The following is a 16,218-nucleotide window of genomic DNA, read 5'->3' as shown; positions in this document are numbered from 1 at the left end:
TGACCGCCTCGTATCCCCGCGGGCCGCGATCCGCCGCCCGACAGTGTCCGTTGGTGTGTGGTAACCGCCGGTCAGGACGGTGCGCGGGGGCAGCGATCCGACCGTTGCTGCGGAGTTGCCGGGGCGGCACACGCAGACGGTGCCGAAGCCTACCCTTTCCCGGCGATCACGGAGCGTATCCGGAGAGAATTATCGGCCACCGATTCCGGCGCGCGCCGCTATGCCCTGTTCAGTGATCCGGACAATCAGGACGGCATCGGGACATACCATTCACTGATGGGTTCTCGGCCGGCGAAAGACGTTAGCCGACAAGCGATATGGGCCAGCCTCGACCACGCCAGCCACTGGATCTCCCGCAAGGGCCAAGAACTCCGCGTCCGGGTCACCGACCTGCCGACCGACGCCGAAACCGGGCACATCCTGGCCTTCGGGTCCATCGACGACGACTGCCTGGTCCGCATCCACTCGCAGTGCCTCTACGGTGAATCGCTGTCGTTCCAGGACTGTGACTGCGGGCCACAGCTGGAACGCTCCCTCGACCTGATCCAGGCCGCCGGATCAGGCATCCTGGTTTACCTCGAGCAGGAAGGCCGCGGGTACGGGCTCCTGGCGAAGGCTCGCGGCTACGAGATCAGCGAGCGCAACCGCCTCGACACCTACGACAGCTACCGGACTTTGGGGTACAGCGAGGACAAGCGCGACTACACCCACGCCGCGCAGGCGCTGGTTGCCCTCGGACTGACCGAGGTGCGGTTGATGACCAATAATCCGCACAAACTGCAGGCCGTGCGCGACGCCGAGATCCATGCCACCGTGATCCCGCTGCGCACCCCACCGCGGACTCGCCGGGAAGCCGACTATCAGCAGGCCAAACGCCGTCACGGGCACTGGATTCCGACCGCCGACCCACCGTGGTCGCCCGATCTCTAGAACGCGTCCAGGGTCGCGTCGATCGCCTCGCGGGTGGGCATGGAGTCGGGGATGCTCGTCTCCTTGCTGGCGCGCGCGGGAATCGCCGCGGCGGCCCACACCAGGTTGGCGTGCCCGGCCTGTCGGCGGCGGGCAGGGTCGGCGGGCCGGGGCTGGGTCATCAATCGGGCGATGAACGCGGACGCGAAAGCCGATGAAGCTCCGGGCGCTCCCGGGCGATCGGTTTGGATGTCGGCCCACACCGGCTCCGCGGCCGGGTCTCCGGCCGAGTACATCGCGCAACTGTCGCCGTGCAGGACCACGACCGAGCCGACTCCGTGTTTCACCAGTTGCGCTGCGATGTCGGCGCTTTCGGCCCCCGGTCGCAGCGCGGCCAGTTCACCGACCGAGGCGATCAGGTAGTCGACCGTCCGCAGGTAGCCGGGCAGCTGAGCGGGGAATCGTTTCGGCGGTGGGGTGGCGCTGACGAACAGCCACGGCCGCGACTCCCGGTCGGCGATCGCGTCGGCTACCGCCGCGAGCACTTCGACGTTCTGCTCGAAGGTCAGCAGCACGGCGTCGGCGTGGACGAGCGCACGCGTGATCGGGATATCGGCGATATCCCTGGCGTCGAAGCGGATCCGGTCGTCCTTGCCTGCCACCGAGTAGTTCCCGCCGTCACGCGCGACAGTCACCGCCGCGGTCGGGGTGGGTCCGCGCCGCGCCCGCAACAGGCTGGTATCGACACCGCGCGCACGCAGATAGTCGACGATCAGTCCGGCTTTGTCGTCGTCACCGACAGCGGCGAACAGACGCGCGTCCACTCCGAGTCTGGCCAAGGCGACCGCGCGGTTCAGTCCTTTGCCTCCGGCGTGCTCGGAGAATTCCCCGTACAGCGAGTCCCCGGCCTGCGGCAGCACATCGACAGTGCAGATACGGTCCCAGGCGGCGTCGCCGATCACCACGGCGCTCGGCCGTGTCGTCGCACCGGGAAGGCCGTCGGCGGCAACGGACTCGAGGGTGAGCCCCCGCGCCAGCGCCGTGAACGCGTCCTCTTCCCGCCGACCGCGCAGGGCGCGATTGTTGCGCGGCACCTGAGCGACCGGCACGCCCAGATGTTCGTGCAGCGTCATCCAATGCAGGGCGAGACTGTCTCGTCGCTGTCCCAGCTCAGGGCCGTAGAGCTCGTCGGCGATCGATGTCGGCAGCTGTGCGGCCAGCATGGACAGGTTCAGTTCCGCGTCGACGATGAGGCGGTCGGCCGGTTCGAGTGTGCCCGCGATGTACCGCAGCGCTTCGGGCAGTGCGGCTTTCGGGTCGCGGCCGGTGAGGTGTGCGACCCTGCGGACGATGACCAGGCCGAGCAGCGCGCCGAGGTCGACCGAGCGGTCGCGGTCACCGCCCATGGCCCAGCGCTTGCGCAGTTGCAGCAGGGTGTCACGCACGGCGCGCACGTCGTTGTCCTGCGCGGCCGTGTCGGCGCCACTGCTTCCCAGGTTCGGCTGCATCATCATTCGCCCCAACCATAAGACCGTCCACGTTTGAACGTCGGCGGAAACGGCAATCCAATTGTGACAGCGTCAAACTGCGATTCGGAAGTGCCAAATGCCATCCTGGAATTGGCAAATGAGCGCCGCCCGACCAGATATACCGGGAGGTCCCGATGACCGGACTACTCACGATCCGGCGGATCCAGCGGCGCGCGCCCCGCGCGTGTGGTGCTGCCGATCCCGATCTCCGGGCGAATACCCAAGTGCGATAGGCGGATTCGCCCGTCCACGTCGCCTCGGCCCAGCTCCGCGTCTCACTCGATCCGGCGGTGACGCCTCCTCGTCTCATCGGAGACCATCATGATTTACCCGAGTGCCAGCTCGATCACCAGCAGCATCACCGGCGAGTGCGCCGAACGACTGCCCCGCCACCCCGAACCGGCCTGGCAGCTCAGCTGGCGGCAGTCGCCGCTGCTGACGCGGGAGGAAGCACTGGCGGCCATGGAACTGACCGAGCTCCTGCGGTGGGAGCCGGGTCATCACGGCGCGGCCTGGGAGCGCGCGTGCGCCCTCGGCGCCGCCCTGGGCATCGATCTCGAGGATGCCCGCATCGTCTTGCGCGCGCGTCGCAGGGAACGGGGAGAGTCATGACCATCTACACCACCGACGACTGGGCGATGACCAGCGATCTGACCGAGGAGAGCGCGGTCCGGGTGGCCGACCGCTGGACGCTGGCGTGGCGGTGCAGCTGGATGCCGGATCGATTGCTGACCCGCGCGCAGGCGCTGGCGGCGATGGTGCTGGCCGAGGTGGTGGCCCTCGACCCGTATCCGCGCGGGGAGGCCGCACAGGGGCGGATGGTCGCCGCGGCGGGCGAGTTGGGGATTCCGTTGGAGCAGGCGGTGTTTCTGCTGCTGCGGCGCCGGACGGCTTGACGTACCAACCGATCGGATCCGAGGGGCGGAGCAGAGTCGATGAGGGGATGGCAGGGCCCGCGGCGGCGACCGGTCGCGGCGGGCCGAAGACGGTGGACGCACGGAGATCCTGTGGCGTGCGCCGATGGCCTTGGGAGGTCCTGATGACGATCGATATCACGACGCGGGCGATGACCAGTGACATCAGCCCCGAATACGCGCTGCGCGAATACCGGCGCGGAGAGGTGGTGTGGCGGTTGAGTTGGCTTCCGGCGCAGCACCTCACCCACGATCAGGCCCGGGCGGGGATGGAGCTCGACGAGGTGCTCTCCGATCCGGAGGTCGTCTACGACGAGGCCGCGCACCTGTGGGCCGCCGATCTGGCGACCCGGCTGGGGATCGGAGTCGAGCGCGCGGTGATTCTGCTGGCACAGCGATTGGCCGAACGCCTGCACCGGGAGCCGCTCGACGAGGAGCCCGGGTCGCCGGCGGCGATGCTGTCGGGCTGGGGAACCCCCCACGGGGCGGCGTCGACGGGGGCCCGCTCCCAGCATCTGTGGGGCTGACCGCACGACCAACCGGCCGTGCGGTCTCCCGGGCGATTCGAACGGTGTTGCCCGCGAACGGGTCAGGCGCGGGCGCGGTGTTCGGCGCCGACGGCTTCGGAGAGGTTGGTGTAGCCGTGTTCGCGGAGTTTGGCGGCGAGGCCGCGGTGGATGTGTTTCGCCCAGAGGGGGCCGCCGTAGATGAAGCCGGTGTAGCCCTGCAGCAGGGAGGCGCCGGCGAGGATGCGGGACCAGGCCTGGTCGGGGGTTTCGATGCCGCCGACGGAGATGAGGACCAGTTTGTCGCCGACTCGGGTGTAGAGGCGGCGCAGGACCTCGAGGGAGCGGTCGGCGACCGGGGGGCCCGAGAGGCCGCCGGCGCCGATGGGGTCGACGGTGGCGGCGGGGGTGGCCAGGCCGTCGCGGCGGATGGTGGTGTTGGTGGCGACGATGCCGGCGAGGCCGAGTTCGACGGCGAGGTCGGCGACGGCGTCGATGTCGTCGTCGGACAGGTCGGGGGCGATCTTCACCAGGACCGGGACCGACACCGAGTCGAGCACGGCCTGCAGGATCGGGCGCAGCGAGGCGACGGCCTGCAGGTCGCGCAGGCCGGGGGTGTTGGGGGAGCTGACGTTGACGACCATGAAGTCGGCCAGCGGGCCCAGCAATTTCGCCGAGATCGCGTAATCGTCGGCGGCGTCGGCGGGTTCGACGACCTTGGTCTTGCCGATATTGGCGCCGATGGGGACGCCGCCGGGCAGCCGGTGCGCGAGATGCTCGGCCGCGGCGGCGGCGCCGAAGTTGTTGAACCCCATGCGGTTGATGAGCGCCCGGTCCGCGGGCAGCCGGAACAGCCGCGGCGCGGGATTGCCGGGCTGGGCCTGGGCGGTGACGGTGCCGATCTCGGCGTAGCCGAAACCGAGCGGGCCCCACGCGTCGACGCCGTCGGCGTTCTTGTCGAAGCCGGCGGCCAGACCCAGCGGCGCGGGGAAGTCCACGCCGAACACGCGGGTGCGCAGGATCGGATCGTCGGCCACCAGGACCTTGCCGGTGAGGGCGCGGCCCGGGGTGAACCGGGTCGCGAGTTTCATCGCGGCGAAGGCCAGATGGTGGATGCGTTCCGGCGGGAGCAGGAACATCAGCTTCAGCAGCAGGGCGTACAGGCGCTCATACATAGGGGGTTACATCACCGCCTCGGGTGTCGGGGATAGCAGGGGAGTGGTCTTGCGGCGGCGCAGTAACACGCGGCGGCTGCCGTCGGTGTAGGCGCGCACCCGCGAGAGTTCCCAGCCACCGAATTCGGCGTGAATGGACAGTCGCATGGTGGCGGTGACCCTGGTGATGCCGGGTGGCAGCCGCAGGGGCACGTACTCCCATTCGTCGCTGGATTCCTCCCAGCCTTCCGGTAATGTGCGCGATTGGTGCGCCGATCGTGAGGCCCGAGCCATCACTGCCCTCTCTTCCGCTGGTCCGCGCCGATCCGCTGCAGACCGTCGCCGGTCGCGGATCCCACGAACAGGTCACCGGTGCGGGCATCGACGGTCACCGAGTTGGGCTGGCGCACCGTCGGGTAACGCCCCACCTCTACCGGTATACCCGTCGACAGCTCGTAGCCGACGACTTCGTTGCTGCCTGTCAGCGTCACCCACACGGTCTCCGACCGCTGATCGTAGGCGAGTGCGTAGGGCGAAGAGCCTACCGGGAAACGCTGGTGCAGGACCAAAGGATCGGCGGTGTAGACCAGCAGTTCGGCTCCGGCGGTGTCGGTGACCAGGCGTCGGCCGAAGTGGTCGCCGATCATGTTGGTCACCCCGTCACCGGCGCGCAGGGCCAGGCCGAGCTTGTGGGCGTCGAGGTCGAGTTCCACGATCGCGGACTGGCGGCGGTCCACCACGACCACCCTGCCTTCGCCGGTGTCGATCGCGTCGGCGGCCGACAGGCCCGTAATGGTGTGGCGCACAGTGCCGTCCGCGTCGAGCAGCAGCACCCGGCCGTCGGCCAGCCCCGCCACCAGCGACCCGTCGGGGCGCAGACCCACCGAGTGCAGGTCGCCGTCGAGGGCGACCGTGGTGAGCGCGCCGCTGACGACATCGACGCGAACGATCGTGCCGGGCACCGCGATCAGCACCTCGCCGGGCTTGCCCGCGACCAGGGCGGCGGCCTTGCCGGGCAGGGTGACCGGGCGGGTGACGCCCTTGTCGATCAGGTTCAGGGTGGTGCCGGAGTCCACGACCGCGGCCAGGATGCCGGTGGAAGGTTCGTCGAGCAGCAGCGCGATGGGCGCGCTCGCGCTCACCTGCCCGGTGGGGGCCGCGGTGGCGGTGGGTGCGGCGGCCGGGGTGGCCGGGTCGCGGGTGGCATTGTTCGCATTGTCCGGCTGGTCCGAACATCCGGTCAGCAGGGTCACCACGGTCACACCCGCGAGGGCTGAACCGATCCAGCCGCGACGGCGCATGCAGCGAACTCCTTACTGACCGAACTGACCGACGAAATCATGCGTGCTCTCCAATCTGACCATGTCCCGGGTTCCAACCGTGTGACCGGGGGTCCGCGTGCCGATCTCACGCGTGCATCCGGCGCCGACTTGCATGATGTGACATGGGGATTCGGTGGCGGTGTCGGGGCATGCGGTTACCGTGGAGTGCAAAAGCGGTCTGTATCAGGGAGATCTGTTGGTTGCCGACCAGAGCGCGGGCTTCACCGTCGAGGACGTGACCGTCGGGCGCTACGCGCACGGCTTCGGCGTCGCCGGGGACGGGCGGTCCTTCGCCTTCCGAACCCGTCGATCCACCCTCACCGTGGAGATCTACCGCCCGGGCGTGACCACCGCGGTTCCAGCGCCTGAGGACGTCGAGGCGATCGCGGTGGCCCCGGTCACCGACATCGATCTCGACGACGAACGCAGCGTGGTGGCCCTGGTCCGTGACCTGATCCCGCAGGCCGTCCCGGTCCCGGCCGCCCAGCCCCGTGAAACCACCACCGTGCGCGCGCTGCTGGGCCGGTTGGGCGCGGTGATCGAGGGCCTCTGACGCCCGCGGGCAGCACTGTCTGTGACACAGAGATCACTTCCGGGCGCGGGGCGTGCCAAACTAACGGCACACAACCGCAGTTCGAACTCCCGAGGATGTTGATGCGACTTCGACGACCGGCCGCCACCGCGCTGCTGCTGACCGTGCTGAGCGCATCGCTCGCCGCGTGCGGCGGCTCCGACGACGAATCGAAGATCGCCGAAGCGCGGTCCTCGGCGTACGCGGCGTTGAGTTCGTCCTCGCAGGCCGCCGCCGCGCAGAGCAGCGTCAACCGGCCCGGGATCCCGGGCGCCGCGGAGCTGGACTCGCAGATCAAGCGGGCGCTGGATCCGAACCTGCCCGACAGCGAGCGCACCGCGTTGATCGAGGACGGGGAGGCGTTCAAGGACGCGATCCCCGACATGTACAAGGCGCTGGCCGACAACCCGCGCGCGGTGTACGGGGTCAAGGACCCGGTGTTCGACAACCATGACGGCACGCTGACCGCGACGCTGAGCCTGGACAAGGATGGCACCGGCACGAACGTGCGCACCACGGTCGTGCATTTCGTGGCCAAGGACGGGCATTGGAAGATCTCGCGCACGGATCTGTGCGGGATTCTGCGGTCGGCCGACTACAAGACCGCGGCCTGCGGCTGATGCTCGAGGCCGGATCCCTGCGGTGGGGGCATCTGATCCACCGCTTCCGGTTCCTGGTGGTCGCCGTGTTCGGCCTGGCCGTGCTGGTGTCCGGGTTCTATGGGCGCGACCTGGGCGATCATCTGACCCAGGAGGGCTGGTTCGACGAATCCAGTCAGTCGGTGGCGGCGTCGAAGCTGGCCGACTCCACCTTCGGCCGCGACACCGACGCCGACCTGATCGCGATCTACACCGCCCCGGCGGGGATGACCGTCGACGACGAACCCGTGCGCAGCGCGGTAGCGGCGGAGTTGACGCGGTTGCGCACCGCCCACGCCGACCGCATCCTCAAGATCGACTCGTATTGGGACGGCGCGCTGATGGGACAGTTCGCCGACGCCTCCCGCACCCACGCCTTCGCCAGTATCGGGTTGCGCGGTGACGGCGGCACCGACACCGTCGACAACTATCTGGCCCTCGAGAACGAATTCCATGCCGGGACAACCGGTTCCGGGCCGGGCGGCACCACGGTGCAGCTGGCCGGTCTGCAGCCGGTGGTGGAAGGCATCAACACCGGCATGCAGCGCGACATCGAGCGCGCGGAACTGATCGCGCTGCCGCTGGTGGCGATCCTGCTGTATTTCGTGTTCGGCGGCGTGGTGGGGGCGCTGCTGCCGGTGCTGATCGGCGGCATGACGATCCTGGGCAGCCAGGGCATCATGCGGCTGCTGACCAATCACCTGCAGGTCAACGTGTTCGCCTCGGCGGTGGTGACGCTGGTGAGCCTGGGTCTGGCCATCGACTACGGGTTGTTCGCGGTGACCCGGTTCCGCGAGGAGCTGGCGGCGGGGCGCAGCGTGGAGGAGGCGACCGCGCGCACCATCGCCACGGCCGGGCGCACGGTGTTGTTCTCGGCGGCGATCATCGCGGTGAGCCTGGGCGCGTTGTTCATCTACCCGAACGGGGTGCTGCGGTCGGTGCCGTTGGGCGGCATCTCCTCGGTGCTGCTGGCCGCGGTGCTGTCGGTGACGGCGTTGCCGGCGGTGTTGTCGATCGTGGGGCCGCGCATCGATCTGTGGGGCTGGCATCGGCTGGCCAGTATCCGCACCGCCGAGCAGATCGATCGCGGATTCTTCTCGCGGCTGGCGGTTTTCGCGATGCGCAAGCCGTGGCTGGTGATCGTGCCGGTGGTGTTGATGCTGCTGGCGTTGATCCTGCCGTTCCGCAGTATCGAGTTCGGTGGGTTGAGCGAGCGGTATCTGGCCGCGGACAATCCGGCGCGGGTGGCGCAGCAGGACTTCGATCGGCTGTTCCCGCATTTCCGCACCGAGCCGCTGAAACTGGTGGTGGTGGGCGCGAATCCGCAGCAGCTCTCCGATATTCGCTACGAGGCCAACCAGCTGGCCGGTCCGCGGATGACGGGTCCGTTCGATCCGGCCGCGCCGACCAAGGATCAGGTGACGGTGCTGGCCAGCGGCCTGTCCGACAAACGCGACGCCGACTCGGTGATCGCGGCGCTGCGCTCGATCCCGGCGCCGGACGGGGTCGCGGTGATGGTGGCGGGAGTGCCCGCGCTGGAACGCGACAGCATCCAGGGGTTGATCAAGGGCCTGCCGCTGCTGGTGCTGATCCTGGTCGCGGCGGCGATCGCGCTGATGTACGCGGCGTTCCGGTCGCTGGTGCTGGCGATCAAGGCGGTGGTGATGAGCGCGCTCAGCCTGGGCGCGACGCTGGGTGTGCTGACCTGGATCTTCGTCGAGGGGCACGGGGCGGGACTATTCGACTTCACGCCGGGCCCTTTGATGTTCGCGGTGCTGGTGTTGATCGTGACGGTGCTGTTCGGATTGTCGACCGACTACGAGGTGTTCCTGCAATCGCGCATGGCCGAGGCTCGCGCGTCCGGCGCTGATGCGCCCGAGGCGATCCGGTACGGCATCGCCCACACCGGTGGCGTGATCACCTCGGCGGCCGCGATCCTGATCGTGGTGACCGGTGCGTTCGGGTTCTCGGATCTGGTGCTGATGAAATACATTGCCTACGGCATGATCGCGGCATTGGTGTTGGACGCCACCGTGATTCGCATGCTGTTGACTCCTGCGGTGTTGAGGTTGGTCTGGCGATGAACGTACTGAAGGGCGCGAACCTGCTGTTGATGTTCCTGCTGGAACTGGGGGTGCTGGCCGCGGGCGCGTGGTGGGGGTTCACCGTGTCCGCGCCGCTGGTGGTGCGGATCGTGGCGGGGCTGGCGGTTCCGGCGGTGTTCATCGTGGTGTGGGCGCTGGTCGGCGCGGCCAAGGACGCCCGGTTCCCGCAGACCGGGTGGCGGCGTATCGCCCTGGAGGTCGTGTGGTTCGGTGCGGCGGCGGTGCTGCTGGGTCTGGCGTGGACGCCGGTGGCCGGGGTCGCGTTCTTCGCGATCTGGCTGGCCAACGGCGTCCTGCGGCTGGTGTGGGGTCAGCAGCAGCTCTGACCCCGGGCGCTCAGCCTCGGACGGGCAGCACCAGTTGGGCGCCGGTGACCGGGTGGTCGAACACGTCGACCGGATGCTGGTAGACGCGGGTGAGCAGTTCGGCGGTGAGGATCTCGCGGGGCGGGCCGTCGGCGGCGATGCGTCCGGCATCGAGGACGGCGACGCGGTCGGCGTAGGCGGCGGCGACACCCAGATCGTGCAGCACGACCACGACTGCCGCGCCCGCGGTGGCACGGTCGCGGGCCAGGCGCAGGACCTGTTCCTGGTGGCCGAGATCGAGTGCGGCGGTGGGTTCGTCGAGCAACAGCGTCGCGGTGTCCTGAGCCAGGACGCGGGCCAGGGCGACACGGGCGCGTTCACCACCGGACAGCGCCGGGAACGGGCGTGCGGCGAAACGTTCGACGTCGGTGGCGGCCATGGCCGCGGCGATGGCCCGCTCGTCGTCCTCCTGGCGCGCGGTGCGCGCCCACGGGGAACGGCCCATGGCGACGACTTCGCGGGCACTGAACGGGAATCCGACGGTATGCGACTGGGGTAGCACCGCGCGACGGCGAGCCATGTCCAGATGCGTCCAGTGGGTCAGGGCGTGGCCGTCGAGTTCGACGCTGCCGCCGCTCAATTCGAGCTCCCCGGCCAGCGCGGCCAGCAGTGTCGACTTGCCCGCACCGTTGGGACCGACCAAAGCGACGATCTGCCCGGCGACGACATCGAAGTCGATGCCCTCGAGCACGGTGCGTTCGCCGCGTTTGGCGCTGACCTTGCGGGCGCGCAGGGTCGCCGCACCCGGTTCGGGGGTTTCCGGCAGGGCGGGGGTGCGCCCGAAGATCGTTGTGAGCTCGCGTAGGCCGCTCATGCCCAGCCTCCCGATCGTGAGCGGGTGCGGCGCAGCAGCCAGAAGAAGAACGGCCCGCCGACCAGTGAGGTGATCATGCCCAGCGGCAGGTCCGCGTTGTGGACCAGGGCGCGGGCGCCGATGTCGGCGGCCACCAGCACCACCGCGCCGACGATGGCCGACAGCGGGATCAGCACCCGGTGACCGGGCCCGACCAGCATGCGCACCAGATGCGGCACGATCAACCCGACGAACAAGATGATGCCGGTGAACGCGACCCCGGCGGTGGCCAGCACCGCGACCACGACGATCACGTTGCGCCGCAACCGTTCCACGTCCACGCCCAGATGCCGGGCCGCGGACTCGCCCAGGGCGAGCAGGTCCAGGCGCGGGGCCATCCAGATCGCGGCGGCCAGGCCCAGCAGCGTCAGCGGCCACACCACGTTCACCGACTGCCAGGTGGCGCCGTTGAGACTGCCCATCTGCCAGAACACGATCTGGTCGCGCGCCGCGGGCGAGGCGGAGAACAGCAGGAACGAGATCAGGCCGCCGGCGAAGGCATTGATGGCGACACCGGTCAGCACCAGGGTCACCACTTCGGTGCGGCCGTTGGAGCGGGCCAGCAGATACACCAGCAGGGTGGTGGCCAGTCCGGCGGCGAACGCGCCCGCCGCGACCGACCAGGCGGCCACGAACGCGCCCCCGGCGACGATCACGGTGCCCGCACCGACCGCCGCGCCCGCGGACACGCCGATCACGCCGGGTTCGGCGAGCGGATTGGCGAACACGCCCTGCAGTAGGGCGCCGGCGGTGGCCAGGGCCGCGCCGACGAGCATGCCGAGTACGACACGCGGGAACCGCACCTCCCACAGGGTCACGTATCCGGCCGGGTGGGCGGGCATGGGACCCCAGTCCAGGCCGATGCGGTGCAGGAACGCGCCCGCGACCTCGGCGGGACTGGTCGGCACCTGGCCGATGGCCGCGGAGATCAACGCGAGCACCACCAGCGCGGCCAGCGCGCCGGCGAAGATGATCGCGTTGCGCGACCACTTGCGGCGAGCGCTGGGCAGCGCCTCGACCGCCGACTCCTGCGCGGTCATCGACTCGTCGCCGCTGATCGGCGCGCCGGAACCAGCCTGCGTCTTCGCCGCTGCAGCCGTTGCCCGCTCGGCACTCCCGCCGGACGAGCGCTCGGCCGGGCCGTGCTGCGCGCGGGCCGCCGGGCCGCCGTGCTCCGGATCGGCGGGACCGCTCTGTCCCGCGTCGGCGGGAACATCGTGTGCCGAGTCGGCGGGCGCATCGTGTGCCGGGTCGCTGGGGCCGAGCGCGGTGGCAGCGCCGTTGTGCGCTGCGGTGCGGTCGTCGTGGGTGTTGCTCGGTGAATCCATGTGGGGGCCTTGGTTGTCGGCCGCTCCGGGGCGCTTGCTCATGCGGCGGCGGGGCCGTAGACGGCCTTCACGAGGGCCGACAGCACGCGGCCGGTGTTGGGGCCGAAGGACAGCAGGACGGCGTCGGACATGTCGATGACGCGGCGGTCGCGTCCGGCGGGGGTCTGGGCGATGCCGGGGACCTTCTCGAGGCCGTCGACGCCGCCGACCGAGGCCAGGCCGTCGCTCATGAGCAGCAGCGCGTCGGGGGCCGCGGCGATCATGGCCTCGCTGGTGATGGGCAGGAAGTCCTTGGTGATGCCCGACGCGGTTCCGGCGTCGATGCCGCCGATCGCGGTGATCAGCGAGTCGGCGCCCGAGCCGGGTCCGGCGATCATGGTGATGGCGGCGCTGCGCAGGTACAGGAACGCGATCTTGGGTTCGGCGTCCTGGTGCGGCACCGAGGCGATGGCGGCGTCGATCTCGGTGCGGGTGCGCTGCCCCAGCGCCTTGCCCGCGTCGGGCACGCCGAGCGCGGCGCCGACGGCCTCGATCTGCGGGACGACTCCGGCCATGGTGCGTCCGGTGTCGAAGTACACAACGGTGATGCCCAGGGCGCGCAACTGGTCACGCAGCGCGGGGGTGACGGTGATGGTGTCGGTGAGGAACACCGTGGGCCGCAGTGCCGCAACGGCTTCCACGCTCAGGGTGCCGCTGCCCGAGGACACGGTGGGCAGGTCGCGCACGGCGGGGAAGGCCGCGGAGTTGGAGCGCCCGATCAGTTTCGAGCGCAGTCCCAGGGCGACGACGGTTTGGGCGAGGGTGCCGTAGCGGTCGGCGGCGATGATGCGGGAGGTGTCGGTGACGGTGACCGCGGTGCCGTCGAAGGAGGTGACGGTGACCGGCAGCGTGGCAACCGGTTCGGGTCCCAGGGTGACGGGGTCGAGGTCGCCGATCTCGGCGGTGACGGGTCCGCGGCCGCCGGTGCTCGTGGTGCCCGAGCCGCAGGCGGTGACCCCGGCGACGAGACCGACACCGAGCAGCAGGATCACCAGCGTGCGGGCGGCGGTGCGGGCATTCACGAGACACCTCATGCAGGCAAGGCTAGCCTGGCTCATTCTGTGCGTGCACTCACGTCTCCGAGGGCCGCGGCGATGGCGCGGGGCAGTTCGAGGGTCTCGGCGGCCAGGATGCCGGTGAGCTGCCCGATATCACGGGCTCCGACCAGCATCGAGGCGACCGCGGGCTGGTCGCGGATCCAGGCCAGCGCCACCGCCAGCGGCGAGGTCCCCAGCCCGTCGGCGGCGGTGACGACCGCGTCGACCACCCGCACCGCCCGGTCGTCGAGATGAGCGGTGATCTCCGCGGCCGTGGACTCGTCGGCGCCGCGGGAATCGGCGGGCACCCCGTCGCGGTATTTGCCGGTGAGGATCCCCCCGGCCAGGGGCGCGGTGGCGATGACGCCGATGCCGTGATGCTGTGCGGCGGGCACGAATTCGTGTTCCACGCCGCGCGCCAGCAGCGAGTAGGGGGTCTTGGCGGCGGTCAATGGCGCGGCGGCGGCGAGGGTGGCCAGCTGCCAGCCGTCGTAGCCGCGCGCTCCGGCGTAGCGCACGCGTCCCGAGCGCACCGCCCACGACAGAGTGTCGGCGATCTCTTCCAGGGGGGTGTGCGGGTCCCAGGCGGCGACGGTCCACAGGTCGAGGTGGTCGGTGCCGAGCTGGGTGAGGGTGTGGTCGAGCTGGCGGCGCATGGTGCGCCGGGAGGCGTCGACGGTCCAGCGCACGGCGGCGGGCGCGTCGGCGGCGGCGTCGCTGAGTATCGGTGTGTATCCGGCACTTCCGGACAGCACCAGGTCCTCGCGGCCGACTTCGGCGATCAGCTCGCCGAGGATGTGCTGGGCGGCGCCGTCACCGTAGGCCGGGGAGGTGTCGACGAGGTTGCCGCCGGCTTCGACGAACGCCAGCAGCTGGGCCGCGGCGTCCTCGGCGTCGGTCTCCCTGCCCCAGGTGTGGGTGGCCAGCCCGAGCCTCGACACCCGCAGTCCGCTGCGGCCGACCGTCCGTTGTTGCATCACCGCGCTTGCCCTTTCGTCACACGCGTCAGCCTAGGCGCACCGGCGGCCCGCGCCCGGCTACGGCCCGCGCCGAGCGCGGCGAATTCCGGCGCGCGCGAGCCGGAACCCGATTTCACCCGGGGGTATCGGGCGCGCCATCGCGGCCCGGTAGGGTCGCAGCGTTGCGGCGGGGCGCGAACGCCGCGCCGGTGGCGGCCCGGGGCGTCGAATTGCTCACCGGGAGCTGATTATTCGGGACTGGAGGCTGCGTGGGCGAGTCGATGACGTGGGTGCAGGCACTGGTGCTGGGCCTGGTGCAGGGTCTGACGGAATTTCTGCCGATCTCTTCTTCGGCGCATCTGCGGATCGTCTCGGCGGTGTTCTTCGGCGATGACGCGGGCGCGTCGTTCACCGCGGTCACCCAGCTGGGCACCGAGGCGGCGGTGCTGGTGTATTTCGCCAAGGACATCTGGCGGATCCTGGTGGCCTGGTGCACCACGGTGTGGATGAAGGTCGCTGGGCGTCAACGTGATTCGGTGCCGCTGCACGAGCGCGCGACCACGCAGCTGCCGGTGCTGACCGAGGACGGCTCCTTCGCCTACGGCCCCGATCCCGACACCCAGCGCGAATTGGACTACCGGATCGGCTGGTATGTGATCATCGCCACCATCCCGATCGGGGTGCTGGGTCTGCTGTTCAAGGACCAGATCCGTACCGGCGCACGGAATCTGTGGCTGATCTCGATCATGCTGATCGTGTTCGCGCTGGTGATCGCGGCGGCGGAGTACTACTCGGGCAAGACCTACGGGCGCGCGCGCCGCCCGATCGAACTGCTCACCACCCGTGACGGCCTGATCATGGGCCTGGCCCAGTGCCTGGCCCTCATCCCGGGCGTGTCGCGTTCGGGCGCGACGAGTTCGGCGGGCCTGTTCTGCGGTCTGACGCGTGAGGCGGCGGTGCGGTTCTCGTTCCTGCTGGCCATTCCCGCGGTGCTGGCCTCGGGCCTGTTCAGCCTCCCCGACGCCTTCGAACCCGCTGGTGAGGGCCTCAATGCGTCAGGCCCGCAGCTGCTGGTGGCCACGGTGCTGTCGTTCGCGGTCGGGTACGCGTCGGTGGCGTGGCTGTTGAAGTTCGTGGCGCGCCATTCGCTGGACTGGTTCGTGGGCTACCGCATCGTGCTGGGGTTGACCGTGATCGCGCTGCTGGCGACCGGCGTCGTGTCGGCGACCTAGTCGGTAGGCTGTCCCGGTGACGGTGATCCTGTTGCGGCACGGCGTGTCCACGTCGAACATTGCCCGCACCCTGGCCGGGCGCAGCGCCGGCGTCGATCTGACCGACCGTGGCCGTGAGCAGGCCGCGAGCCTGGTTCAGCGGCTGGGATCGCTGCCGATCGAGCACATCGTGTGCTCGCCGCTGCTGCGCTGCCAGCGCACCGTCGCCCCGCTCGCGGACAAGCTGGGCCTCGAGGCCGACCCGGACGAGCGGCTGCTCGAGGTCGACTACGGCGACTGGACGGGCAAGGCGCTCGCCGACCTGGTCACCGAGCCGTTGTGGAAGGTGGTGCAGCGGCAGGCGTCGGCGGCGCGGTTCCCCTCGGGTGAGTCACTGGCGGAGGTGCAGTTCCGTGCCGTGTCCGCTGTGCGCGAACGGGATCGGCAGTTCGCCGAGCGGCATGGTAGCGATGTGTTGTGGATTGCGTGCACGCACGGCGATGTCATCAAGTCGGTGCTGGCCGACGCGTTCGGCCTTCACCTCGACGGCTTCCAGCGGATCGTGGTGGAACCGGCGTCGATCAGCGTCGTCCGCTACACCCCGAACGCCCCCTATGTGTGGCGTGTCAATGACACGGGTACCGATCTGTCCGGGTTGGCGGCGATTTCACCGCGAACTGGCGGCGAATCGCGCTCGGGGCCGGTTCCCGGCGGAGAAACGGGTACCACCGACAGTACGGATAATGGGGCTGGCGAACGCCCCGATTCATCAGTGTGA

The 16,218-nt window shown here is 70.0% G+C and carries 18 protein-coding genes; 10 read left to right on the top strand and 8 right to left on the bottom strand.

Going from position 1 to position 16,218, the window contains the following annotated elements:
- Positions 1-276: 276 nt before the first annotated feature.
- The gene (gene ribA, locus ACFV4K_RS08715; RefSeq protein ID WP_357098556.1) at positions 277-930 is read left to right on the top strand and encodes a GTP cyclohydrolase II RibA; all 654 of its coding nucleotides are present in this window, start codon (positions 277-279) and stop codon (positions 928-930) included.
- Here ribA and ACFV4K_RS08710 read toward each other — a convergent pair.
- Positions 927-2,423 (bottom strand): carbohydrate kinase family protein, encoded by a 1,497-nt coding sequence (locus ACFV4K_RS08710; RefSeq protein ID WP_379273238.1) that lies wholly within the window; start codon positions 2,421-2,423, stop codon positions 927-929. The two genes, ribA and ACFV4K_RS08710, sit on opposite strands and share 4 nt — an antisense overlap.
- A gap of 336 nt (positions 2,424-2,759) precedes the next feature.
- On the opposite strand from ACFV4K_RS08710, the gene ACFV4K_RS08705 reads away from it, so the two are divergent.
- The 3 genes from ACFV4K_RS08705 to ACFV4K_RS08695 all read left to right on the top strand — a co-directional run bounded on the left by ACFV4K_RS08705 (position 2,760) and on the right by ACFV4K_RS08695 (position 3,879).
- Positions 2,760-3,050 carry a hypothetical protein gene (locus ACFV4K_RS08705; protein WP_379273236.1) on the top strand — a complete coding sequence of 97 codons (291 nt, stop codon included), beginning with the start codon at positions 2,760-2,762 and terminating at the stop codon, positions 3,048-3,050.
- Positions 3,047-3,334 carry a hypothetical protein gene (locus ACFV4K_RS08700; protein ID WP_379273234.1) on the top strand — a complete coding sequence of 96 codons (288 nt, stop codon included), beginning with the start codon at positions 3,047-3,049 and terminating at the stop codon, positions 3,332-3,334. The genes ACFV4K_RS08705 and ACFV4K_RS08700 overlap by 4 nt, the downstream gene beginning before the upstream one ends.
- Before the next feature lie 143 nt (positions 3,335-3,477).
- Complete coding sequence (locus tag ACFV4K_RS08695) at positions 3,478-3,879, top strand: hypothetical protein (protein ID WP_379273232.1); 402 nt, start codon at positions 3,478-3,480, stop codon at positions 3,877-3,879.
- 62 nt (positions 3,880-3,941) lie between these two features.
- On the opposite strand, the gene ACFV4K_RS08690 is transcribed toward ACFV4K_RS08695, so the two are convergent.
- Genes ACFV4K_RS08690 through ACFV4K_RS08680 form a run of 3 tightly spaced genes read right to left on the bottom strand, consistent with a single transcriptional unit; the run spans position 3,942 to position 6,313 of the window.
- Positions 3,942-5,021: a quinone-dependent dihydroorotate dehydrogenase gene (locus tag ACFV4K_RS08690; protein ID WP_379273259.1), complete on the bottom strand. Its 1,080-nt coding sequence runs from the start codon at positions 5,019-5,021 to the stop codon at positions 3,942-3,944.
- Positions 5,022-5,039: 18 nt separating this feature from the next.
- Entirely contained in the window at positions 5,040-5,306 is a 267-nt protein-coding gene (locus ACFV4K_RS08685) for a DUF5703 family protein (RefSeq protein WP_213555396.1), read from the bottom strand.
- Complete coding sequence (locus ACFV4K_RS08680; RefSeq protein ID WP_379273231.1) at positions 5,306-6,313, bottom strand: YncE family protein; 1,008 nt, start codon at positions 6,311-6,313, stop codon at positions 5,306-5,308. The genes ACFV4K_RS08685 and ACFV4K_RS08680 overlap by 1 nt, the downstream gene beginning before the upstream one ends.
- A gap of 217 nt (positions 6,314-6,530) precedes the next feature.
- Between ACFV4K_RS08680 and ACFV4K_RS08675 the strand changes: the two genes are divergently transcribed.
- From ACFV4K_RS08675 to ACFV4K_RS08660, 4 genes are all read left to right on the top strand, one after another.
- Complete coding sequence (locus tag ACFV4K_RS08675; protein WP_379273229.1) at positions 6,531-6,887, top strand: hypothetical protein; 357 nt, start codon at positions 6,531-6,533, stop codon at positions 6,885-6,887.
- A gap of 101 nt (positions 6,888-6,988) precedes the next feature.
- On the top strand, positions 6,989-7,525 hold the full coding sequence (locus ACFV4K_RS08670) for a hypothetical protein (RefSeq protein WP_379273228.1): 537 nt from the start codon (positions 6,989-6,991) through the stop codon (positions 7,523-7,525).
- On the top strand, positions 7,477-9,627 hold the full coding sequence (locus ACFV4K_RS08665; RefSeq protein WP_379273226.1) for an MMPL family transporter: 2,151 nt from the start codon (positions 7,477-7,479) through the stop codon (positions 9,625-9,627). The genes ACFV4K_RS08670 and ACFV4K_RS08665 overlap by 49 nt, the downstream gene beginning before the upstream one ends.
- Complete coding sequence (locus ACFV4K_RS08660; RefSeq protein WP_379273225.1) at positions 9,624-9,974, top strand: YrdB family protein; 351 nt, start codon at positions 9,624-9,626, stop codon at positions 9,972-9,974. The genes ACFV4K_RS08665 and ACFV4K_RS08660 overlap by 4 nt, the downstream gene beginning before the upstream one ends.
- A 10-nt stretch (positions 9,975-9,984) precedes the next feature.
- On the opposite strand, the gene ACFV4K_RS08655 is transcribed toward ACFV4K_RS08660, so the two are convergent.
- The 4 genes from ACFV4K_RS08655 to ACFV4K_RS08640 form a co-directional block, all read right to left on the bottom strand.
- A complete protein-coding gene (locus ACFV4K_RS08655) occupies positions 9,985-10,827 on the bottom strand; it encodes a heme ABC transporter ATP-binding protein (protein WP_379273224.1) in 843 nt (280 codons plus the stop codon).
- A complete protein-coding gene (locus tag ACFV4K_RS08650; protein ID WP_379273257.1) occupies positions 10,824-11,906 on the bottom strand; it encodes a FecCD family ABC transporter permease in 1,083 nt (360 codons plus the stop codon). The genes ACFV4K_RS08655 and ACFV4K_RS08650 overlap by 4 nt, the downstream gene beginning before the upstream one ends.
- 326 nt (positions 11,907-12,232) lie before the next feature.
- Positions 12,233-13,267, bottom strand: coding sequence for a hemin ABC transporter substrate-binding protein (locus tag ACFV4K_RS08645; RefSeq protein ID WP_379273222.1), 1,035 nt, complete (start codon positions 13,265-13,267; stop codon positions 12,233-12,235).
- A 20-nt stretch (positions 13,268-13,287) separates the two neighbouring features.
- Positions 13,288-14,247 carry an aldo/keto reductase gene (locus tag ACFV4K_RS08640; RefSeq protein WP_357277124.1) on the bottom strand — a complete coding sequence of 320 codons (960 nt, stop codon included), beginning with the start codon at positions 14,245-14,247 and terminating at the stop codon, positions 13,288-13,290.
- Positions 14,248-14,510: 263 nt separating this feature from the next.
- Here ACFV4K_RS08640 and ACFV4K_RS08635 point away from each other — a divergent pair, with 263 nt between their 5' ends.
- Both ACFV4K_RS08635 and ACFV4K_RS08630 read left to right on the top strand, forming a co-directional pair.
- Positions 14,511-15,461: an undecaprenyl-diphosphate phosphatase gene (locus ACFV4K_RS08635; RefSeq protein ID WP_379273220.1), complete on the top strand. Its 951-nt coding sequence runs from the start codon at positions 14,511-14,513 to the stop codon at positions 15,459-15,461.
- Positions 15,462-15,477: 16 nt separating this feature from the next.
- Positions 15,478-16,218 (top strand): histidine phosphatase family protein, encoded by a 741-nt coding sequence (locus ACFV4K_RS08630; RefSeq protein ID WP_379099800.1) that lies wholly within the window; start codon positions 15,478-15,480, stop codon positions 16,216-16,218.

The sequence above is a fragment of the Nocardia sp. NPDC059764 genome, from assembly GCF_042732555.1.
GTDB lineage: Bacteria > Actinomycetota > Actinomycetes > Mycobacteriales > Mycobacteriaceae > Nocardia.
This window is presented reverse-complemented; position numbering and strand designations above follow the sequence as displayed.